The sequence below is a fragment of the Kribbella sp. NBC_00889 genome, assembly GCF_045207705.1.
Classification (GTDB): Bacteria; Actinomycetota; Actinomycetes; order Propionibacteriales; family Kribbellaceae; genus Kribbella.
In genome coordinates this window covers 4,775,539-4,795,968 of sequence record NZ_CP108783.1, presented here as the reverse complement: position 1 = coordinate 4,795,968, position 20,430 = coordinate 4,775,539, and the positions used below count along the sequence as shown (strand labels likewise).

General features: G+C 67.1%; 21 protein-coding genes. 11 read left to right on the top strand and 10 right to left on the bottom strand.

Features of this window, described 5'->3' with window-relative positions:
• Positions 1–87: 87 nt before the first annotated feature.
• The gene (locus OG817_RS23175; RefSeq protein ID WP_406046754.1) at positions 88–1,911 is read left to right on the top strand and encodes an AMP-dependent synthetase/ligase; all 1,824 of its coding nucleotides are present in this window, start codon (positions 88–90) and stop codon (positions 1,909–1,911) included.
• 5 nt (positions 1,912–1,916) lie between these two features.
• Here OG817_RS23175 and OG817_RS23170 read toward each other — a convergent pair whose 3' ends face one another.
• Positions 1,917–2,432, bottom strand: coding sequence for a hypothetical protein (locus tag OG817_RS23170; protein ID WP_406046753.1), 516 nt, complete (start codon positions 2,430–2,432; stop codon positions 1,917–1,919).
• A 128-nt stretch (positions 2,433–2,560) separates the two neighbouring features.
• Between OG817_RS23170 and OG817_RS23165 the strand changes: the two genes are divergently transcribed.
• A complete protein-coding gene (locus OG817_RS23165) occupies positions 2,561–3,535 on the top strand; it encodes a phosphotransferase (protein WP_406046752.1) in 975 nt (324 codons plus the stop codon).
• On the opposite strand, the gene OG817_RS23160 is transcribed toward OG817_RS23165, so the two are convergent.
• Complete coding sequence (locus OG817_RS23160; RefSeq protein WP_406046751.1) at positions 3,437–4,321, bottom strand: alpha/beta fold hydrolase; 885 nt, start codon at positions 4,319–4,321, stop codon at positions 3,437–3,439. The two genes, OG817_RS23165 and OG817_RS23160, sit on opposite strands and share 99 nt — an antisense overlap.
• A 227-nt stretch (positions 4,322–4,548) precedes the next feature.
• Between OG817_RS23160 and OG817_RS23155 the strand changes: the two genes are divergently transcribed.
• Positions 4,549–5,307, top strand: coding sequence for an alpha/beta hydrolase (locus tag OG817_RS23155; RefSeq protein WP_396394764.1), 759 nt, complete (start codon positions 4,549–4,551; stop codon positions 5,305–5,307).
• Positions 5,308–5,484: 177 nt separating this feature from the next.
• On the opposite strand, the gene OG817_RS23150 is transcribed toward OG817_RS23155, so the two are convergent.
• Positions 5,485–6,705 carry an MFS transporter gene (locus OG817_RS23150; protein ID WP_406046750.1) on the bottom strand — a complete coding sequence of 407 codons (1,221 nt, stop codon included), beginning with the start codon at positions 6,703–6,705 and terminating at the stop codon, positions 5,485–5,487.
• The gene (locus OG817_RS23145; RefSeq protein ID WP_406046749.1) at positions 6,702–7,964 is read right to left on the bottom strand and encodes an ATP-grasp domain-containing protein; all 1,263 of its coding nucleotides are present in this window, start codon (positions 7,962–7,964) and stop codon (positions 6,702–6,704) included. Before OG817_RS23145 ends, OG817_RS23150 begins: the two co-directional genes overlap by 4 nt.
• A gap of 166 nt (positions 7,965–8,130) precedes the next feature.
• Between OG817_RS23145 and OG817_RS23140 the strand changes: the two genes are divergently transcribed.
• The gene (locus OG817_RS23140; protein ID WP_406046748.1) at positions 8,131–8,619 is read left to right on the top strand and encodes an NUDIX domain-containing protein; all 489 of its coding nucleotides are present in this window, start codon (positions 8,131–8,133) and stop codon (positions 8,617–8,619) included.
• Between the two features lie 16 nt (positions 8,620–8,635).
• Here the strand turns inward: OG817_RS23140 and OG817_RS23135 are convergent, their stop codons facing one another.
• Together OG817_RS23135 and OG817_RS23130 are read right to left on the bottom strand one after the other, a co-directional pair.
• Positions 8,636–9,175, bottom strand: a complete 540-nt coding sequence (locus OG817_RS23135; RefSeq protein WP_406046747.1) for a DinB family protein — start codon at positions 9,173–9,175, stop codon at positions 8,636–8,638.
• 21 nt (positions 9,176–9,196) lie between these two features.
• Positions 9,197–10,678 carry an FAD-dependent monooxygenase gene (locus OG817_RS23130; RefSeq protein WP_406046745.1) on the bottom strand — a complete coding sequence of 494 codons (1,482 nt, stop codon included), beginning with the start codon at positions 10,676–10,678 and terminating at the stop codon, positions 9,197–9,199.
• Between the two features lie 97 nt (positions 10,679–10,775).
• On the opposite strand from OG817_RS23130, the gene OG817_RS23125 reads away from it, so the two are divergent.
• The 4 genes from OG817_RS23125 to OG817_RS23110 all read left to right on the top strand — a co-directional run bounded on the left by OG817_RS23125 (position 10,776) and on the right by OG817_RS23110 (position 13,595).
• A complete protein-coding gene (locus OG817_RS23125) occupies positions 10,776–11,423 on the top strand; it encodes a TetR/AcrR family transcriptional regulator C-terminal domain-containing protein (RefSeq protein WP_406046744.1) in 648 nt (215 codons plus the stop codon).
• A 67-nt stretch (positions 11,424–11,490) separates the two neighbouring features.
• Positions 11,491–11,766: a hypothetical protein gene (locus OG817_RS23120; protein ID WP_131350022.1), complete on the top strand. Its 276-nt coding sequence runs from the start codon at positions 11,491–11,493 to the stop codon at positions 11,764–11,766.
• Positions 11,767–11,802: 36 nt separating this feature from the next.
• Entirely contained in the window at positions 11,803–13,176 is a 1,374-nt protein-coding gene (locus tag OG817_RS23115; protein ID WP_396394757.1) for a DUF4331 domain-containing protein, read from the top strand.
• Between the two features lie 5 nt (positions 13,177–13,181).
• A complete protein-coding gene (locus OG817_RS23110) occupies positions 13,182–13,595 on the top strand; it encodes a hypothetical protein (protein WP_406046743.1) in 414 nt (137 codons plus the stop codon).
• On the opposite strand, the gene OG817_RS23105 is transcribed toward OG817_RS23110, so the two are convergent.
• Positions 13,588–14,352: a class I SAM-dependent methyltransferase gene (locus OG817_RS23105; protein WP_406046742.1), complete on the bottom strand. Its 765-nt coding sequence runs from the start codon at positions 14,350–14,352 to the stop codon at positions 13,588–13,590. The two genes, OG817_RS23110 and OG817_RS23105, sit on opposite strands and share 8 nt — an antisense overlap.
• A 66-nt stretch (positions 14,353–14,418) precedes the next feature.
• Complete coding sequence (locus tag OG817_RS23100) at positions 14,419–15,630, bottom strand: IS110 family transposase (protein WP_406046741.1); 1,212 nt, start codon at positions 15,628–15,630, stop codon at positions 14,419–14,421.
• Between the two features lie 272 nt (positions 15,631–15,902).
• On the opposite strand from OG817_RS23100, the gene OG817_RS23095 reads away from it, so the two are divergent.
• The gene (locus tag OG817_RS23095) at positions 15,903–16,391 is read left to right on the top strand and encodes a GNAT family N-acetyltransferase (protein ID WP_396394754.1); all 489 of its coding nucleotides are present in this window, start codon (positions 15,903–15,905) and stop codon (positions 16,389–16,391) included.
• A 19-nt stretch (positions 16,392–16,410) separates the two neighbouring features.
• Here the strand turns inward: OG817_RS23095 and OG817_RS23090 are convergent, their stop codons facing one another.
• Positions 16,411–16,743, bottom strand: coding sequence for a hypothetical protein (locus OG817_RS23090; protein WP_396394753.1), 333 nt, complete (start codon positions 16,741–16,743; stop codon positions 16,411–16,413).
• Positions 16,744–16,930: 187 nt separating this feature from the next.
• Between OG817_RS23090 and OG817_RS23085 the strand changes: the two genes are divergently transcribed.
• On the top strand, positions 16,931–18,457 hold the full coding sequence (locus OG817_RS23085) for a SulP family inorganic anion transporter (RefSeq protein ID WP_406046740.1): 1,527 nt from the start codon (positions 16,931–16,933) through the stop codon (positions 18,455–18,457).
• On the opposite strand, the gene OG817_RS23080 is transcribed toward OG817_RS23085, so the two are convergent.
• Positions 18,454–19,260, bottom strand: coding sequence for a hypothetical protein (locus OG817_RS23080; protein ID WP_406046739.1), 807 nt, complete (start codon positions 19,258–19,260; stop codon positions 18,454–18,456). The genes OG817_RS23085 and OG817_RS23080 overlap by 4 nt on opposite strands.
• Before the next feature lie 241 nt (positions 19,261–19,501).
• Here OG817_RS23080 and OG817_RS23075 point away from each other — a divergent pair, with 241 nt between their 5' ends.
• Complete coding sequence (locus OG817_RS23075; RefSeq protein ID WP_406046738.1) at positions 19,502–20,257, top strand: inositol monophosphatase family protein; 756 nt, start codon at positions 19,502–19,504, stop codon at positions 20,255–20,257.
• Positions 20,258–20,430: the final 173 nt, after the last annotated feature.

Genomic DNA, 20,430 nt, shown 5'->3' with positions numbered 1-20,430 from the left:
GGCTGACGTGGGTACGCGAGTGCCCATGGTCAGCGGTGCCCAGTACCGATTACTCTCCGGTTACTTGACCCCCGATGGAGGCCAGTTATGACGCCTGTCGCCGATTCCGGCCAGCTCGCGCTGCTCAGCAACCGCAAGGACACGATGGCCCAGATGTTCCTGGACCGGGTCGCCGCGACTCCTGACCGAGAGGCCTTCCGGTACCCGTCGGGTGACGCCTGGACGTCGGTCAGCTGGCGCGACATGGACGGACTGGCGCGCCGCCGCGCGGCCGGCCTGGTCGCCCTCGGCGTCCAGCCCGAGCAGCGGGTCGCGATCGCGTCCAGCACCCGGATGGAGTGGGTCGAGTGCTACCTGGCCGCCGTCCTCGCCGCGGCCGCGACGACCACGATCTACCCGACCACGATGTCCGTCGACGTCGCGTTCATCATCGCGGACGCCGACGTACAGGTCGTGTTCGCCGAGGACGCGGCTCAGGTGGACAAGCTGCGGGAGCGCAAGGCGGAGATTCCGTCGGTGCGCAAGGTGGTGCTGATCGACGGGGAACCATTGGACAGCGATGGAGACTGGGTTATCAGTCTTGCCGCGTTGGACGCGCTGGGTGCGGACGAGGTGGACGCCGTTGACGGCCGGATCGCCAAGGTCAAGCCAGAAGATCTCTGCACGCTGATCTACACCTCCGGCACCACCGGCCGGCCGAAGGGAGTGCGGCTGCCGCACTCGGTGTGGACGTACGAGGGCGCCGCCGTCGAGGGGATGCGGGTGCTCAGCCCGGACGATCTGCAGTTCCTCTGGCTGCCGTTGTCGCACGTGTTCGGTCAGGTGCTGCTCGCCGTACAGTTCCAGCTTGGGTTCGCCACCGCGATCGACGGGCGGATCGACAAGATCGTCGAGAACGCCGCCATCGTCCAGCCCACGTTCATGGCCGCGGCACCGCGGATCTTCGAGAAGGCGCACGGCCGGATCGTGACGATGATCGCGTCCGAGGGTGGGGCGAAGGCCAAGCTGTTCGACTGGGCCTTCGGAGTCGGCGCTCGCGTGTCCGCGTTGCGCCAGCAGGGCAAGGAGCCGGGCGGTCTGCTCGGGGCGCAGTACGCCGCTGCGGACCGGCTCGTGCTGTCGAAGATCCGGGCTCGGTTCGGTGGACGGATCCGGTTCTTCGTGTCCGGGTCGGCGGCGCTGGACAAGAAACTGGCGGAGTGGTTCCACGCCGCTGGGCTGCTGATTCTCGAGGGGTACGGGCTGTCGGAGACGGCGGCCGGGGCCACGCTGAACCGGCCCACGCAGTACCGGCTCGGCAGTGTTGGTCCCGCGTTCCCTGGCACGCAGTTCAAGATCGCCGAGGACGGCGAGATCCTGATCAAGGGCGACGGCGTGATGAGCGGGTACCACAATCAGCCTGAGCAGACGGCCGAGGTGATCGATGCCGACGGGTGGTTCCACACCGGGGACATCGGGCACTTCGAGGACGAGTATCTGTTCATCACCGACCGGAAGAAGGATCTGTTCAAGACGTCGGGCGGCAAGTACGTCGCGCCGCAGGTGATCGAGGGGCGGTTCAAGACGATCTGCCCGTACGCGAGCCAGTTCGTTGTGCATGGCAACAAGCGGAACTTCGTGTCGGCGTTGGTGACGCTGGATCCTGATGCGGTCGTCGGGTGGGGCGCCGCCAACGGTCTTGGTGGACGGTCCTATGCGGAGATCGTCAGCTCGGATGCGGCTCAGGTGATGGTGCAGGGGTACGTCGACGAGCTGAACGCCGGGCTGAACCGGTGGGAGACGATCAAGAAGTTCACGATCCTGGAGCGTGATCTGACGGTCGAGTCCGGTGAGATGACGCCCAGCTTGAAGCTGAAGCGCAAGCACGTCGAGAACGAGTACGCCGACGTACTGGACAAGATGTACGAGTAGTCGGGCTAGCGGGTGGCAGCTTGGAGTTTGGTCGGCCAGGGGAACACGAGGGGGTCGAGGCTCGACTGCCAGCAGTGGCTCAGCTCCCGGAGTGTGTCGGTGGCGCGGTCCAGGTCCGTGTCGTCGTAAGGAAAGGCGTCCGCCCGGCTGATGCCCCAGCTCTCGCGGGCTTGGGCGTACGGCGTACGTCGATCGTTCTCGACGGCTCCGTGGATGACGCTTGTGAGGACCTCGCTCACGCCGATGCTGTTCGGCGCTTTCAGGATTCGGGTACTGCGGACCTTGGCGTCGTGGCGTTTCTTGCCTGCCGACTGTTGCATGCTGTCGAACACTGCGCCTGCCGCGATGCAGCCGAAGATGCCGTCGGCGATTCCGAGTTCGCGTTCGGTGACGGCGTGTGCGAGGTCGTGGGGGACGCGGTGCTTGCGTGAGTACGAGGACAGGGTGAACACCGCGCCGTCCGCTCGCCGGATCAGCGTGAAGCACTCGCCGCGCGGGTCGTGATGGAACGTCAGGTGCATGACCACCACAGTGGACCCTTGCGCCTCGGCGCACCACCGGATTTCCCCGCTGCACGGGACTCTCGGCTACCGCAGCCCGGCCAAATACGAAGGACAGAACAAGATCACGCAGGTAGCCTCACCAAATCATGGAGATGTCCGACATCACCCGGGCGAAAGCGGCTGCGACTTCGATCGCCGCATCGCTCGACCTTCCAGCCAACGACGCCATCGTTCTCCACAACTCGAACAAGCTGGCGCTGCGGCTGACGCCGTGCGATGTCTTTGCCCGGGTTGCGCCTGTGGGGCAAGAGGTTGCCCAGTTCGAAGTCGAGCTCGCTCAACGACTCGCCGAGGCCGGAAGCCCGGTGGGTGCCTTGGAGCCACGGGTGGACCCGCTGGTGTACACCCGCGATGGCTTCGCAGTGACGCTGTGGGTCTACTACGAGCCCGTGACACCTCACGTCTCACCAGCCGACTACGCCAAGGCGCTGGAGCAGCTGCACGCCGGCATGCGCAAGGTTGATGTGCCGAGCCCACGGTTCACGGATCGGATCGCGGAGGCGGAGGAAATCGTTGCCGACCCGGATCTCTCGCCGAAGCTCGCTGACGCGGACCGTGTGTTCCTCAGCAGCAGACTGGGAAGCCTGCGACGGGCGATCGAGGACCGCGGCGCCGTGGAGCAGCTGCTCCACGGCGAGCCGCATCCAGGCAACGTGCTCAGCACGAAGAACGGCCCGTTGTTCATCGACTTCGAGACGTGCTGTCGTGGACCCGTCGAGTTCGACCTCGCCCATGTTCCAGCGGCGGTCTGCGAGCATTACCCGGACGTTGACCAAGGACTGCTGGACGAGTGCCGGCAACTCGTTCTCGCGATGGTCGCAGCGTGGCGTTGGGATATCGGCGACCAGTTCCCGAACGGGAGGCGATTCGGAGAGGAGTTCCTGCGCGCGCTGCGCACGGGTCCGCCTTGGCCGACCCTCGACACGATGGCCACGCGACTGGATGGTCTGTGGAAATCGCCGTCAGTTGGCGGCGTCGCGGACGTAGGTGCTGATGGCTTCGACGTAGTCGGTCGGCTGTTCCTCGTCGATCAGGTGACCGCTGCGGTCGAAGATCCATAGCACAGCGTTGGGCATGCGGTTGGCGAGGTCGCGGGCCATGTCGAAGCCCACGTGGCGATCCCAGAGTCCGATCATCACCAGCGCGGGGATCGTGATCGCAGCCAAGTCGTCGGCAAGGTCGGGACGTTCGGTGCCGACCAGTGCGAGCGCCATCTCCATGTTCATCTCGGGCGCGGCAGGGTCGGGCTCAGGCATGTTGGCCGGGTCGTAGTAGAAGAACCGGGCGGCGTGCTCGCTCGACGATATCGCTCCAATCGCGGCCAGGGTCCGCTGGATCGGATCGGTCAGGCCGTCGAGTTGCGTCCGCAGTTCTGTCCGTTCGGCCGGCGCGAGGAACGTGTCGACGGCGTTAGGACGCAGCGACCAGAGACCCGGGTGCAACGGACCGACGACCGGGGGAGCGTGGAGGATCAGGCGATCGACACTGTTGGGGTGGGCAACGGCGTACTCCGTGGCAAGCAGGCAGCCGAACGAGACACCCCACGGGATGATCCGGTCCAAGCCCAACGCCGACCTGATCTCCTCGAGGTCCGCCACCAACCGCGTCATGGTGTAGGTATCCGGCTCGGTCGGCTTGGCCGAACGTCCACACCCACGCTGGTCGTAGAAGATCACCGTCGAGACCTTCGCCAGTTCGTCCCCGACCGACTGCTCGACCGAGTAGCAGCTCTCACCCGGCCCACCATGCAACAGCACCAACGGCACCCCGCCGTTATGAGCCCCCGCAACCCGGACCCAGTGCTCGACCCCGCCCGCCACCACAACGCGCACCCCATCACTCACCATGCCCGCGAGCATACGTCCCAACCCGTCCCATCCCCGGCCGGAAAATGGTTGGGCGGCGGGAAGGGAGGGCTGGTAGTTTCTGGGTGCACGTGACACTGCTCTAGGAGGTGAGACCCATGAACCTGCATCCTCGTGGGTGCTCCCCGGTCGTGGTCACGGTTGGGCGACTGACGTAGGTGTCGCCGGGAGCGCCTGAATCTGAAGGCACTTCCGAAAGGCGACACATCATGCATTTCACTACGCAGAATTCATCGAACGGCGTCATCGAACGCGACTTCGTCCTGGGTGACATCACCGGCGTCCTCTGGTCCCCGGAATCCGGAGCCGACGGTGCGCCACTGCACCTGATGGGTCACGGCGGCGGCCTGCACAAGAAGGCGCAGGGACTCGTGGCCCGTGCGCACTACTACGTGACCACCTGCGGTTTCACCGTGGCCGCCATCGACGCGCCCGGACACGGCGACCGGCCGCGATCGGCGGAGGACGGGAAGTGGGTCTCGGCTCTCCTCGAGGCTCGAGCAGCCGGTCAACCGATCGGCCCGATCGTCATCGACTACAACTCGTCGCTGGCGGAGCGCGCCGTACCGGAATGGCAGGCGACCTTGGACGCCCTCCAGGCACTGCCCGAGATCGGCACCGACGCGCCGATCGGCTACAGCGGCATGACCTTGGCCAGCACGATCGGGCTGATGTGGACGGCGATCGAGCCGAGGATCAGCGCAGCGGTCTTCGGTGGGGTCTTCGTGTACGACGCCCTGACCGAGGCGGCACGGCAGATCACCATCCCGGTCGAGTTCATCCTCCCGTGGGACGACGCGGAGATCGACCGCGAATCCGGGTTCGCCCTGTTCGACGCCTTCGCCTCGAAGGAGAAGACGTTGCACGCCAACCCCGGCGGCCATCACGAAGTTCCCTGGTTCGAGACCGAGATCTCGGGCCACTTCTTCGCCCGCCATCTGGGCCGATCCGTCCCATCACCGGCCTGATCTGAAGCTGTCGGCGGCCGGCTCATACCCGGTCGCCGCACAGCTGTGCTCGATCAGACACGCACTGGACAGGTCTCTAGTCCAACGACGAGCAACACTGGATGTACGGACGGCCGACTTCGCCGAACCTGATCGAGCTCACCCCCCCAGCTCCAGGACGCGAGGCCGGCCGTCTGCTCAAGGAGACGTTGCGCGACGGCGCGGCAGGCAGAGCTGGGCCGACAGCAGTCCGGCGGCGCCGATCAGGACCCACAGCGCCCAGGGCCCGATCGCGTACACGGCACCGCCGATGAGCGGTCCGGCGCCCGTACCGATCGTGTACGCGACGCCGTGCAGCCCTTGGTAGCGCCCGACCATCTGCGGCGGAGCCAGACTTCCCAGATACGCCTGGGAGTACGTGCTGGTCACCATCTCGCCGAATGTCCAGATCAGTACCGTCGCCGACAGCAGGACCATGTCGGTCGCGAACCCGGTCAGCGCCAGACCGATACCGACGATCAGGTTGCCGACCGCCAGGACGTACTCCGGCCGGTACCGCGAGACCCAGCCGGTGATGGGCAGCTCCAGCACCAGGACGAGCAGACCGTTGAGCCCGATCAGCAGGCCGAAGTCTCGCGGGCTCAGACCCGCGTCGTTGACGTGCAGGGGCAGGCCGACGGTCGACTGGATGTAGACGAACTCGGCGACCACGGTCATCAGCAGGAATCGCACCAGCAGGCGGTCGGACAGCGCCTGTCGATACCCGACCGCCCGGTCATCCTCCCTTTCCGCATCGTCAGACCCCACCTGGGGCGCATCCCGCAGCAGCACCGCCACGACCACGCCGAACAGCAGGCACGCTGCGGCATTGCCCAGGAACAGCCCTACATAGGAGGTGCTGGCCAGCACACCTCCGATGACGCCGCCCAGTGCAGCGCCGATGTTCATCGCGAACCGGTACACCCCGACGGCGGCGAGCCGCTGCTGGTTGGTCGTCACAGAGTCGATCAGTACTGCGGCCGCGGCCGGCCGGTAGAGCTGCGACGTCACGCCGATGAGCCCGGCCACCGCGACGATGGCCAGGAGCGGCCCGAGGAACGGCACGATCGCAGTCAGCCCAGCGGTGGTCACCGCCGACAGCACGATCGTCCATCGACGGCCGAGGTTGTCGGCGAGGTAGCCGCCGACGGCGTTGCCGAGCACCTTGCCCAGACCCGTCACACCGAGCACGAGCCCCGCGGCACCGGCGGAATAGCCGCGCTGGGTCAGGTAGAGCACGATGAACACGGGCAGGAAGTTGCCGACCTGGTTGACCAGGATGCCGAGGCTGATGATCCACACCCGGCTGGGCAGGCCGCGCAGCGCGTCGCGGAATCGCGCGTCGTCGACGCCCGGCGGGTCCGACGGCGCGGTGCTCACGGGATGGGCTCCGTGCGTATCTGGATCGCCGCGGCCAGTCGCTTGCCGTGGGCAATCGCTTCGGCTGCGGTGGAACCGCGGGCGATGACGTGACCGACCTTGTCCTCGTTCCAGGTCAGCGGTGGTACCTCGTCGCCGGGCTTCACGTCCAACTGGAGGTCGACGTACGCCGGGTCCGCGCGGACGGCCTCGACCCCGGTCACCTCGACGACCCGTCCGGGCTGCGGTGTGATGAACCGTACGGCGGCTCCGCCCTGAGGTCTGGGAGATGTGATCAGCGGTTCAACCAGGCCGAAGCCGGCGCCCAGCGCGTAGCGCTCCATGTCGACGCCGTACGCGATCTCGGCCAGTTCGTTGATCCGGTCACCGCCGATACGGTTGTGCGATTCGACGATCCGCGGGCCGCGCGAGGTCAACTTGACCTCCGTGTGCCCTGGACCGTTGCGCAGGCCGACCGCGTCGAGGAAGCCGGTCACCAACTGCGTGACCTCGCCCAGCGTCCCGGCCGAGAGGCCGCTCGGCTGCGAATGTCCGATCTCGACGAAACCGGCGCCGCCGACCTCCTTGTCGGTCACCGCGACGATCACGTGCCGGCCGTCGAACGACAGGGTCTCCACGCTGATCTCCGGGCCGTCCAGGAACTCCTCCATGAGGAACTCGTGGAACGAGTCGGCAAAGGCCAGGTCGCCGGCGGCCCACTGCACGTCGTCGAGGGATCGGTAGCGGTGGGCGACGACGTCCACGTCGGCCTGGTCGCGGACCCGGAAGACGCCGAGGCTGCCCGATTCGCGGACCGGCTTGACGATGATCGGGAGCCCGTGCGCCTTCACGAACTCCCGGATGTCCTGCCCGGACCGGCCGACCGCCGAGGCCACCGGACTGATGTCCCTTGCGGCCAGGTGCCGGCGCATCCGCCACTTGTCCAGCAGCAGTTCCACCGTTTCGACCGACTCGCCGCGGAGGCCGAGCGCCTCGTTGATCCGCGCCGTCGGCAGCAGCCCGAGCTCGGACAGCGACACGGCCGCCTGGAACGGGTACGCCGCGTGCAGCGCCCGGACCAGCGGCAGGAGGCGGTCGATGTCGCCGTAGTCGAGCAGCAGCGCCTGATCGACGTACGGCCAGTGGCCGCGGTCGTACTCGCCCGGGAACTGGACGTGAACCACATCCAGGCCGAGCTCCCGGGCCTTGCGCACATGCTTCAGCTTGCCGCCGACAACCAGAACGCGAGGCCGCGTGGTGGGCACAACATCGTCGAACACCGTGGCTCCTGTCAGAGAGGGTCCGTGCGACCCACACCCTGCCGGTCTGAGGTAGCCCCCGCATATCGGAACTCCTCCCTATCCCCGATCCCCGAGAACCTCCTAGGGATCCGCCGTACCGTGCGCGGCCGCCTAAGTACCCAGCTCGTTCGTGTAGCCTCCGCGCGTGGGCTCGAGATCCAGCCGGCTGATGACGTCGGTGTTCCTTGTCCGCGGCAGCCTGGTCCTGCTGCTGTACCGGAAGGGCTCGCGTGCGATGGACGAGGACTCCTGGGTCGGAATCGGCGGCCACCTCGAACCCGGCGAGATCAATGACCCCACAGCCGGTGCTCTCCGCGAGCTGGAAGAGGAGATCGGCGTGCGTCCTGACCAGATCTCTGATCTTGCCCTGCGGTATGTAGCACTCAGGGACACCGGCACCGAACTACGCCAGACCTACTACTTCACCGCCGTACTCCGGCCCGAGGCGCCGCTTCCCGTCGACTGTGCCGAGGGCGATCTCCACTGGTTCGATCTGACAGTGGATCCCTCGGACCCCAAGATGCCGCCCACGGCTCGCATCGCCTTCGCCCATTGGCTGAGCCACGGCCGCCACGACGAGGCACTCCGCTTCGTCACGATCGGTGCAGATGGTTCATGCGAGGTCAACGGGTAGGTGTTCGAGGTTCCTGTCACTCGCCGACGAGGCCGTCGATGGATTCTCGGATGAGATCGGCGTGGCCGTTGTGGCGGGCGTACTCCTCGATCATGTGCATGACGATCCAGCGTGCGCTGGGCGTGGTGCCGTCCCTCCGGGTGCGTCCTGCCGGGCGGCCCAGGCCGCCGTCCGCCAAGGTTTCGGAGAGCAGATCGCGGGAGCGGGCGACCGCGCCCTGCCAGAGCGCCTGCAGTTCCTCGGGGGAGTCATCGGCGGCCGAGTTCCACTCCCAATCGGGGTCGGCGTCGAAGTAGTCGTCGTTCCAGATGGCCTGGCGCTCGTTCCCCCGCAGGCAATAGGAGAACCAGTGGTCCTCGTAGAACGCGACGTGCTTGAGCATCCCGCCCAGCGTCATCGTCGACACGCCCACGGTCGCCCGTAGCCCGGCCGCATCCAGGCCGGAGCACTTCCAGGCGAACGTCGCCCGCTGGTACTCCAGGAAGCCCAGGATCGTCTCGGTCTCACCGCCCGCAAGAGGAGGTAACGGGCGTCCCTGCTCGTCCAGGCCGGTCATGCTCAGCAGCCTATGCCCGCGTCAGGTCGTGAGGTGGGCCGGACCGAACCAGGTGCTGAGAGCATCGGTCAGCCCGTCGTCGGGCCCATTGGTGGCCCAAGCGGCGTACCCGTCCGGTCGGATGAGCACTGCTGCGGGCACGCTGATCTCGCCGACGCCCGGCACCGTCCACCGCTCGCCGGGACACGTGGCCGTCACGCAGTCGATCCGGTCCGCCCAGCCGTCGACCGACGGTACGTCGCCACCGTTGAGCGCCAGCAGGATCGGACGCCCCGCAGCCAACAGTCTGTGGACACGACCGGCTCCATCGGCCGTGACGAGATCGGCATCGGGCACCCGGCGTCCGGCCAGCGGGTGGTCGCACTTCGTGTCGTAGCAGATGTCGAGCGCCGCGATCATCAGCCCGAGCCGCCGGCGTACGTCGTCGATGTCGAACAAACCGGCGAAGATCTCGCGCAACGCCTCGCTGTGCGCGCCGGGTCGCGACAGTGCGGTCTGCGCCCGAGTGTTGTGCAGAACGCGAGCAGCCACCGGATACCGCTCGCTCGCGTAGCTGTCGAGCAGGTCGTCGTACGCCTCGCCGCGAAGGACAGTCGCCAGCTTCCAGCCGAGGTTCACCGCATCCTGGACGCCCATGTTCAATCCCTGACCACCCGCGGGGTAGTGGATGTGGGCGGCATCGCCGGCCAGGAACACCCGACCCTCGCGATAGCGATCAGCCTGCCGCGCACCATCGCCGTACTGCGACAACCAGCGCGGACTGTGCATACCGAAGTCGGTGCCCGCGACCTCACGAAACGACTCGCGGAAGGCCTCGAACCCAGGCTCGACCGCACGGTCGAGAACGCGGTCGTGCCGCTGCACGATCAACCGGTACCAGCCCTCCTGGAAGTTGAGGACGGAGAAGTCGCCAGGACCGCCGCGCTGCGAGAAGAGGGGACCGGCAGGCGGGTCGGTCAGCTCGACGTCGGCCAGCATGCCGGTCATGGTCGCGTCGGTCCCGTCGAAGCCGATCCCGGCCAGTTTCCGTACGGCGCTTCGTCCGCCATCGCAGCCGACCAGGTACGCGGCGCGGATCCAGCCGCCGTCCGGGCCGCCGATCTCGACGTCGACACCAGTCGCGTCCTGGCGGAACCCGAGCACCGGGGAGGCCCACCGCACCGGTGCTCCCAGAGAAGTGGCGTGCTGGTCGAGTTCCCGTTCGATCTGCGCCTGCACGATGGCCAGCGTGTGCGGGTAGCGGGTGGGGAAGTCGGAGAAGTCCAGCGGCAGCCCGGCCAAGTGACCAGCCTGGATCGGCCGCCCGTGCGGCAGCATCCGCTCCAGCAGACCGCGCTGGTCGAACACCTCCATGGTCCGAGCGTGGATGCCGCCCGCGCGGGACTCGCCCGTCCGGGCCGGCAGGGCGTCCACCACGATCACGTCGATCCCGGCCAGCCGCAGTTCCCCTGCCAGCATCAGTCCGGTCGGTCCGGCGCCGGCGATGAGCACCTGAGTCTGCATGAGTTCGCTCCTTAACAACGTTAAATTGACTTTAATGCTGTTAAGGAGAACAGAACGCTGTTAAGCTGTCAAGGCAGATGCAGGCACAGGAGGCAACGTGAAGCTCGATGCCGGCGCCATCGCCACGGCCGCCTTGGGGCTGCTCGACGACACGGGCGTCGACGGCCTGACGATGCGCAAGGTGGCGGCCGAGCTCGGCGTACAGGCGCCCGCGCTCTACTGGCACGTCAAGAACAAGCAGGAGTTGCTGGACGCGATGGCTCGCGTGCTGTTCGTCTCAGCCGTCGACGGCATCGAGGCGCCGCGACGCGGGACGCAGTGGCAGGACTGGCTGATCGAGCTGGCCGGCCGCCTGCGCGCGGCGCTGCTGCGGTACCGCGACGGCGCTCGGGTGCTGGCCGGTACGAACGTCAGTGACGACTCGATGTGGCGGGTGACCGAGCTGACGTTGCGCACCCTGGAGGACGCCGGTTTCCCGATGCGGGACGCCGTACGGATCTTCCCGATTCTCCTGCACTACACGATCGGCTTCGTCCTCGAAGAGCAGGCGCAGACCGGCGTCGCGTATCCCGACGGCAATCCGTACAACCCCGAGCAGCTCGCCCAGGCCGTCGACGCCGACCGTTACCCGTTGACGGCACGGATGGTCGGAGACCTGTTCACCGCCGACCCCGACGCGGAGTTCGACCACGGCCTGCGGATCATCCTTGCCGGAGTCCGCGCGACCACGCGACCGAAAGTCTGACCCATCCGCTGGTGAGAACGCCCCGAATGTCGGCTGCACGGGGTTTCTACCAGTGGGAGGTCAGCACATGAGTAACGCAACGCGCCGGGGGTTCCTGGTGTTCGCGGGCGCGGGGACGGTTGCGGCGGTGGGAGCGGTCGCAGCGGTTGGTGCGGTCGGCGACAAGGCCGCGGACGCGGCGAAGACATCGCTGGAACCGGGCGACCTGGCTGACGCCGAGTCGTTCGTCGTCCACGTCAAGGACGTGAAGTCCGGTCAACTGGCGATCATGGTCGGCCACCGCGAGGTGCTCGTGACCGATCGTGAACTCGCGGCCCGCCTTGCCGGCGTGACGACCGCCTGATCCAGCCTTTCAGCATCTGTTCTTGGAGGAATTGTCATGTCTTCGCACCGCGAGGCACCGGAGATCTCGAAGGATCCGGTGGCCGACAACACCGATGTCTACGCGTTCGTCAGTCCGGACGCACCGGACACGGTCACGATCATCGCCAACTTCATCCCGTTCCAGAACCCGTTCGGCGGGCCGAACTTCTACGAGTTCGGCGACGACGTGCTCTACCAGATCCACATCTCCAACCGTGGAACCGGGCAGGCCGACATCAGCTACCAGTTCCGCTTCCGCGCCGAGATCCGGAACAAGAAGACGTTCCTGTACAACACCGGTCCGATCACGTCGATCAAGGACCGTACCTGGAACCGGCCGCAGTACTACTCCGTGACCCGCGTCGAGCAAGGCCGGTCCCGGACCCTCGCCCGGAACCTGACCGCCCCGCCGGTCAACGTCGGAGTCCGCAGTACGCCGAACTACGCCAGGCTCGCCCGCCAGGCGATCCACACCATCGGCACCGGTCGCAAGGTGTTCGCGGGGCAGCGCGCCGACGCGTTCTGGGCCGACCTCGGCAGCATCTTCGACCTCGGCACTCTGCGGCCCTTCCAGATGGCTCACCTGATCCCGTCTGCCGCCGCTATGGGCGTGAACGGGCTGCAGGGTTCCAACGTGCACACCATCGCGATCCAGGTCCCGATCACCGACCTGACCCGCGACGGCCGCCGGCCGACGAAGGTGCTGGACCCCAAGTCCGTCATCGGTGTCTACGCGTCGGCCAGCCGTCAGCAGTCCCGGATCGTCGACGGCAACGGCACCTCGGTGTGGCACGGCCCTTACAAGCAGGTCTCCCGGCTGGGCAACCCGCTGTTCAACGAGGTCATCGTGCCGATGGCGGAGAAGGACCGCTGGAACAGCCTGCCACCGTCGGCCGACAAGCGGTTCGCCGGATTCGTCACCAAGCCGGAACTCGCCGGCCTGCTGCCGGTGCTGTACCCGGGTGTGTTCCCGAGGTTGGCGGCGTACAAGAAGCCACGTGCGGACCTGGCGGCGATCCTGCTGACCGGCATCCCGAAGGATGTCGTCGACGGCTTCCAGAACTACACCGGTCCGGTCCAGGCCGACATGTTGCGCCTCAACGTCGCCGTACCGCCGGCCAAGTCGCCCAACCCACTCGGCCTGGTCGCGGGTGACGCGGCCGGATTCCCGAACGGCCGGCGCCTGATCGACGACGTCGTGACTGTCGAACTGCGGGCCGTCGCCGGCATCACGATCCCGCTGGTCGACAAGTCGTTCAAGCCCGACGACGCGGCCGGTGCGATCAAGGACGGTACGTCGAACACCAACGGCCCGCTGCTCGACCGCTTCCCCTACCTCGGTACTCCGGGCGGCGGCTACCAGTCGCTGCCGGGCACCCCGGCCGCGTGATCACGATGAGCGGCCCAGGGAACAACGCGGTCGAGAATCCCCATGCGGGGAAGGGGTCCTCGGTCCTGCTCGACATCGGCGGGGACATCGGTGCCCTCGTGATCGCCATGCCGGCCGACCTCGAAGACGAGGAGGTCGAACTCCGCAAGGCCGGCTCGTCGGGTCCTTCCGATCACCATCACCATCACGACCACGACTACGGGCATGGGCATGGCCACGGGCACGGGCATGGACATGGGTCTGCGCCGCATGTGGCCGTCGTACCTCGGCCGAAGCCCGATGGCACGACCGCGCACTCCGCGGTCTTCTCAGAAGTTGCCCAGGGCACCTACGAGCTCTACCTCCGCCCCCACGGCCTGGTGCAGCTGACGGTCGAGATCCACGGCGGCCGAGTCACCGAGGCGACCTGGCCTAGCTGACGGCTCCCGGCTTCTGTGCCTCGAAGAGGAACCGTTCGCTGGTCGCCACGAACACACCGTCTCGCTGGATCTGCTCGTGCAACGCCAGCAGCCGGTCGCGATATCGCTCCACGGTGAAGTCCGGAACGATCCAGATCACCTTGCGCAGGAAGTGAACCACCGCGGCGATGTCGAAGAACTCCATCCGCAACGACTCCGGCCGGACCTGTACGACGGACAGCCCGACGGACTCTGCTGAGGCCACAGCCTTCTCGGTACTGCGTCCTGTACCGACAGGCTGTGGCCCCATCATGTATTCGGTCAACTCGATCACGGTGCCGGAGCCGATCTGTTGAGACAGATACACGCCACCAGACCGCAGTACCCGGGCGATCTCCGGCCAGATCACCACGGTCGGATGCCGGCTCACGACGAGGTCGAACGACTCCGGGTCGAACGGCAGCGGGGCGTCGTCCGCAACCTCGACCACGGTGCCGCCGTGGGGCGCGAGGTTGCGCCGGGCAATCTCCAGGTTGGGTGGCCACGACTCGGTCGCGGCGAGCCGTGACGGCGCAGTCGGGATCGGGATTCCGGCCAGCACCTCGCCGCCGGTCTGGATGTCGAGGGCCGCCTCGGCGGTCGCCATCCGGGTGCCGATGAGCTTCTGGTATCCCCACGACGGACGTTCCTCGGTGGCGCGGCCCTCGAACCAGGAGAAGTCCCAGCCCTCGACCGAGATGGCTTCACCTTCTGCGACGAGTTCCTCGAATGAACGCATGGCCGCCATCTTCGCAGTTCGCCGGGGTCGATCTGACCGTCCCGCAAACTGATGCTCCTATTGGTGTCAAGCCGTGTTGAGCCAGGCGCGGTAGCGGTGGGCGAGTTCGTAGTCGGGGAACGTGCCGAGTTCGGTGCGGGTGATTTTGGTGATGTAGGTGTTCATCGCCTGGGCGGCCGCGGCGAGGGTGATGTTTTTGGCTTGCCGGGTGGGGCGGAGGTCGGCGAGCTCGGGCGCGGCCTGGCCTTGGGTGAGGGATCGGAAGATCTCACGGGCGAGGGCTCGTTTGAGGCGGCGGAGGATTTCTGCGGTGTCGCGGCCCTTGGCGCGGTGGGCCCGGACGTAGTCGCGGGTGCGTGGGTCGCAGGTCATTCGGACCAAGGCGATGGTGTGGAGTGCGTGGTTGGCGGCCCGGTCGCCGCCACGTGAGAGCCGGTAGCGGGTGGTTTTGCCCGACGAAGCCGGGACCGGGGCGGCGCCGCACAAGGCGGCGAAGGAGCTTTCGCTGCGCAGCCGGTCAGGGTTCGCGCCGGCGGTGACGAGCAGTTGTGCCGCGGTGGCCGGCCCGACCCCGCGCAGCGAGAGCAGGTGAGGGTTGGCTGCCCGGGTGAGATCCTTGAGCTGCTGGTCGAGTTCGGCGACCTGCCGGCTGAGGAAGCGGTGACGCTGGGCCAGCGCCTTCAACGCGGTCAGCACGGCCCGGACGATGGAGTCGCGGTGGTGGGCTGGTCGGCAGCCGGCCAGCGCGTCGACCAGTGGCTGGTCACGCAGCGGCCGGTATTTCTCCCGCAGCACGACGGGAGCCGTGATGAGCATGTGATGGATCTGGTTCATCGCGGCGGTACGTGCCTTGACCGCGGACCGGCGGACGATGTGCAGGGCACGGATCGCCTCGACCTGCTCGGTCTTGGCGGCCGCGTCGGCGCGGCCGGCCAGCACCGCATGAGCGGCCTGATAGGCGTCCAGAGGATCGGACTTGCCACGCATCCGGCGCCGGGCACGATCCGGGCGGGTGACTTCGCGGACCTCGATCCCCGCGGCCTGGGCGGCCCGAGTCAGCCCGGCGCCGTAGGAACTGGTGCCCTCGATCCCGATCACCACCAGCGTCCCGAACGTCGCCAGGAACGCCAGCGCGGCCCGGTAACCGTCCGGGGTGGTGCCGAACTCACGATCACCTAGTTCGCGGCCGACCTGGTCAACCGCCGCGACGTGGATCGTGTCGGCGTGGGTGTCAACGCCTCCGGTCACCGTGCCCGCGGCAGCAGCAGTCACTGTCATGATGGGTCTTGCCTTCCGTGTCGATCGGACAGGTCGACGCCGGCCGGGCGGCAGACAAGACATTAATGAGGCTTTGCCAGGCTCTTATTAGGTCATGCCGCCCGGCCGGCGACGGAACTCCCGAGCACCGGACGGACCAATTTGCAGTCAACCCAGCAGGGCGACAGTCGGCGGACGAGCCACGGCGCCCGAGAGCCTGCCCATCATTAATGTCGGTGGCCGGTGCGACGATCGGGTGGTCGACGTACGGGACCGAGGTAAGGGAGCGGGAGATGGCCGAAGTGACGCATGAGGTTCGCCTCAGGCCGGTCGAGGATCAGGACGTCGAGGTGTTCTTCGACCACCAGGCCGATCCGATCGCGAACGAGATGGCCGCGGTTCCGGCTCGCGACAAGGATCAGGTCACCGCGCACTGGGCGAAGATCCGCGGCGACGACACCAAGATCCACTGGACGATCGTGGCGGACGGCGCGGTGGCGGGGAACGTCGTGAGTTGGGAACAGGACGGCCAGCAAATGCTCGGCTACTGGGTCGGCCGCGAACTCTGGGGCAGGGGCATCGCCACGGAGGCCGTCACACAGTTCCTGACCCAGATGCCAACCCGGCCCCTGACTGCCCACGTCGCAGCCCACAACGCCGGCTCGATCCGCGTCCTGGAAAAGTGCGGCTTCCACCGAGACCACGCCCAAGAAGCAACCGCACCGCCGTCCGACGACGGCATCCAGGAGTACATCTACGTCCTCGACGCGCTACAGACGTGAGAGCACTTGCTCCTCAGCGTCAGGGCTCGAGCTCGGTGGGTTGGTACAGCGGGATGAACCGGATGATCGGCTCCTCGTAAGGATGGGCCGCCTTCAGCGCCTTCAGGACGACTGCTGCCGCTGAGGTCTCGCACTCGGACTCGACTCGGGTCTCGGTCCCGTGCATCAGCTTCCCGATCTCGCCGTCGAAGGGTTCGGCGCCGGGCATCGGCTTCCAGGTTCCGCCGATCTGCCAGAAGCTGGTCACTTGGTCGTAGCGGCCGACCCGTCCGGCACCGGCGGATTCCAGCGCCGCCAGGATCGCGGACACATGGTCGTCGGGGACGCAGACCTCGATCTTGACTCTCGACATCACAACTCTCCTCTCTCACGTCAGGGTAGAGTTTGGGACAGTGAGGCGATCTGGTGCTCCTCACCCGCCTGTCTGCACCTCACCCCGCCTGTCCCGATCAAGCGACCCTCGAGCTGTGACGCCCGCGCAAGGATGCGCAGGAGCCGGCCTGCCCTGAGGCCCGCCTGTGCCTGTGTCTGGAGACCGCATGACCTCGCTGACGCCTGAGTCAGCCACGCCCGGATCCGTTCCGTCCCCGACCGACGTCACATCCGTCCTGGCGGCGCTGCGTTCCCCACGGCGCCTGCGGACGGAAGTGCTGGCCGGCCTCGTCGTCGGGCTGGCGCTGATTCCCGAGGCGATCAGCTTCTCGATCATCGCCGGCGTCGACCCGAGGGTCGGGCTGTTCGCCTCCTTCACGATGGCGGTGTCGATCGCGTTCCTGGGCGGACGCCCGGCGATGATCTCCGCGGCCACCGGAGCGGTCGCGCTGGTGATCGCGCCGGTGATGCGCAACCACGGCTTCGAGTACTTCGTCGCCACGGTGATCCTGGCCGGGATCCTGCAGGTCGTCCTGGGCGTGCTCGGTGTCGCCCGGCTGATGCGGTTCATCCCTCGCTCGGTCATGGTCGGCTTCGTCAACTCGCTCGCGATCCTGATCTTCCTGGCGCAGCTTCCACATCTGACCCACGTCCCCTGGCTGGTCTACCCGCTGGTCGCGGCCGGCATCGCGGTGATGGTGTTCCTGCCGAAGCTGACCAAGGCGGTCCCGGCCCCGCTGATCGCCATCCTCGCCGTCACGCTGTTCGTGGCGCTGACCTCGGTCACTGTGCCGACCGTGGGGGATGAGGGCAAACTGCCCGACAGCCTGCCATCACTCTTCTTCCCGGACGTGCCGCTGAACCTCGACACGGTGCGCATCATCGCGCCGTACGCCGTCGCGATGGCTCTCGTCGGACTGCTCGAATCCCTGATGACCGCCAAGCTCGTCGACGACATCACCGACACACACTCGGTGAAGACCCGCGAAGCCTGGGGGCAGGGCGTCTCGAACATCATCACCGGCTTCTTCGGTGGGATGGGCGGCTGCGCGATGATCGGCCAGACGATGATCAACGTGAAGGCCTCCGGTGCCCGGACCCGGATCTCCACGTTCCTGGCCGGCGTGTTCCTGCTGATCCTCGTCGTCGGCCTCGGAGACCTCGTCGGTGACATCCCGATGGCCGCGCTGGTCGCGGTGATGATCATGGTCTCGGTCGGCACGTTCGACTGGCACAGCATTCGGCCCAAGACGCTGCGCCGGATGCCGCGCAGTGAAACGATCGTGATGCTGTCGACCGTCGTGATCGTCGTCATCACCCACAACCTCGCCATCGGGGTCGTCGTCGGTGTCCTCGTCGCGATGGTGCTGTTCGCGCGCCGCGTCGCCCACTTCACCACCGTCAGCGAGGTGGCTCACACCGACGAGAACATCAAGACGTACGCCGTCACCGGTGAGCTCTTCTTTGCCTCCAGCAACGATCTGGTCTACCAGTTCGACTATCGGGGCGACCCTGCGAACGTGGTCATCGACCTGACCGACTCCCACATCTGGGACGCGTCGACCGTGGCGACCCTGGACGCGATCACCACGAAGTACGAGCGGTACGGCAAGACCGTCCGTATCGTCGGCCTGAACCCTTCCAGCGCGGAACGCCACCAGCGCCTGGCCGGGCAGCTCAGCGCCGGCCACTAGTCGGGGATACGGGACAGGCTTCGGGTGACGAGGCGCGTCACGTATCTGGTGTGTGGATCGGGTAGGTCGAGGGTTTGGGCGTACTCGCGAGCCTCGACCGCCAGTTTGAGCGGCGCGACCTGCAGCGCGATCCCCGCCAGCCGGCGCCTCTCGGCAGCGCTTCCCCACGGTACGGCGTCCAGGTAGGCCGACAGTACGTCGGGGACGTTGCCCAACTCGTCCGCCTCCTGCAGCAGTCGATCCAGGGAGAGCATCGGGCAACCGACCCTGGCCTCTTCCCAGTCGAGCAGAACAACAGACCCGTCGTCTCGCACCAGACCGTTGGTGCCCTGGACGTCCGGGTGATCGATCGAGCTCGGCACGACCGCGGTCAGTTCCTCGATGCCGCGTTGCAGAGTGGGAAGGTGACGACGCAGCCCGGCGATCAACTCGTCGTCCAGATCGGCCACCCGGCTGAGGTCTGTCAGCAGAGTCTCCGGAATCGCGGACAGGTCGTACTGCGGCAGGCCACTGAGCTCAGCGTCGGCCATCGCACGTTGCACCTCACCGAGCGTCCTCGCCTGCGCCACCAGCGCAGCGGGTCCTGTCTTCTCCACAGTCGGGCCGCTCACAAACGCGAAAACGCTACGCTGCCAGACAGGATCATCGTCATGCGCAAGCAGCGCCGCCGTCGCCTGCGGGTACGCGCGCTCGACCGCCCGATGCACGGCGGCAGCATGCGGGTACACGACCGGAGAGGCGTGCTTGACGACGACGTACTGGCCGTCCACCTCGAACAACCCGGTAGCTCCCCACCGCTTCACCCTGAGCACTTCAACGGGCCCCCGAACCACCCCCGGCAAGACCGAGCCCACCCACGCCGACAGCCCGGCAATGTCTTCCCGATCCCCAGGCCACTCAGAAAGCTCAGGCACTACCCACCGCATCCTCTCTCACAACCATCAGGACATCTGAGCGCGCACCTTCACGGACTCATCGCTCACCCGGTCCATGATGATGTACGGCAGGTCGAGCCGACGGTCTGGGCTGATAGCGTCGGTGATTGTGGGCGGCGCTGATGATTTGCAACTCGCGTTCGACACCTCGGATCTGGCGGCGGACGTCGCGCTCGGGTACTTCGAGTCCGGCGTTTCGGCAACGCTGAAGGCCGACGGCACACCGGTCACGGAAGCTGATCGGGCGGTCGAGCGATTGGTTCGCGAGACGTTGTCTGCGGCCAGGCCGGACGATGCGCTCCTCGGCGAGGAACTCGGTCGGCTCGGTGAGTCCGATCGGGTCTGGATCATCGATCCGATCGACGGTACGTCGTACTTCAGCCGGCATGATCCGAACTGGCGGGTTCAGATTGCGCTGGAGGTTGCCGGGAGCATCGAGATCGCGGTCGTCATCGCGCCGGCGCTGCGACGCTGCTGGTGGGCGACCCGTGGCGGCGGTTCCTTCGAGTCATCCTGGCCACGCGAGGCGGCCGAACCGAAGCGCCTCGAGGTCAGCACTACGTCGAGGTTGGCGGATGCTCGGCTCGAGGCCCTCGACGACGGGTCCAGAGCCCGCCTCGCACCGAACGTGGCGCACGCACCGGGCAGCCCTCTCCCGCTGATCGAGCTTGTTCGCGGCGAGATCGATGCCTTCCTGGTAGAGCGCTACCACCTCTGGGATCACGCGCCATGGATCCTGCTCGTCGAAGAAGCCGGCGGCCGCTTCACCAACCGAACCGGAACCCACACCGGCGACCAAGGCGGCGGCCTCTACTCCAACGCCAACCTGCACACCCAACTCCTCACCACCCTCCACTACCCGTGACGGACCGCGGGCCGCGCCGCACACCAAGAGCGGGATGACGCGTGGGCTCAACCACGTCCCGCTGAACGACTACGGCGTATTGACTAGGACGGCGGCGTGTTTGCCGGTGGTTAGGGATTGGCCTTGACGAAGCGCTGGAACATCTCCAGGCCGAGGGTGGTGAAGCGGTAGTG

Coding starts and splice junctions, on each gene's coding strand:
- OG817_RS23105 (WP_406046742.1), bottom strand. CDS start 14,352: ATGCGTTCATTCGAGGAACTCGTCGCAGAAGGTGAAGCCATCTCGGTC.
- OG817_RS23110 (WP_406046743.1), top strand. CDS start 13,182: ATGAGCGGCCCAGGGAACAACGCGGTCGAGAATCCCCATGCGGGGAAG.
- OG817_RS23135 (WP_406046747.1), bottom strand. CDS start 9,175: ATGACCGGCCTGGACGAGCAGGGACGCCCGTTACCTCCTCTTGCGGGC.
- OG817_RS23155 (WP_396394764.1), top strand. CDS start 4,549: ATGCATTTCACTACGCAGAATTCATCGAACGGCGTCATCGAACGCGAC.
- OG817_RS23090 (WP_396394753.1), bottom strand. CDS start 16,743: ATGTCGAGAGTCAAGATCGAGGTCTGCGTCCCCGACGACCATGTGTCC.
- OG817_RS23115 (WP_396394757.1), top strand. CDS start 11,803: ATGTCTTCGCACCGCGAGGCACCGGAGATCTCGAAGGATCCGGTGGCC.
- OG817_RS23130 (WP_406046745.1), bottom strand. CDS start 10,678: ATGCAGACTCAGGTGCTCATCGCCGGCGCCGGACCGACCGGACTGATG.
- OG817_RS23120 (WP_131350022.1), top strand. CDS start 11,491: ATGAGTAACGCAACGCGCCGGGGGTTCCTGGTGTTCGCGGGCGCGGGG.
- OG817_RS23170 (WP_406046753.1), bottom strand. CDS start 2,432: ATGCACCTGACGTTCCATCACGACCCGCGCGGCGAGTGCTTCACGCTG.
- OG817_RS23095 (WP_396394754.1), top strand. CDS start 15,903: ATGGCCGAAGTGACGCATGAGGTTCGCCTCAGGCCGGTCGAGGATCAG.
- OG817_RS23100 (WP_406046741.1), bottom strand. CDS start 15,630: ATGACAGTGACTGCTGCTGCCGCGGGCACGGTGACCGGAGGCGTTGAC.
- OG817_RS23085 (WP_406046740.1), top strand. CDS start 16,931: ATGACCTCGCTGACGCCTGAGTCAGCCACGCCCGGATCCGTTCCGTCC.
- OG817_RS23175 (WP_406046754.1), top strand. CDS start 88: ATGACGCCTGTCGCCGATTCCGGCCAGCTCGCGCTGCTCAGCAACCGC.
- OG817_RS23160 (WP_406046751.1), bottom strand. CDS start 4,321: ATGGTGAGTGATGGGGTGCGCGTTGTGGTGGCGGGCGGGGTCGAGCAC.
- OG817_RS23165 (WP_406046752.1), top strand. CDS start 2,561: ATGGAGATGTCCGACATCACCCGGGCGAAAGCGGCTGCGACTTCGATC.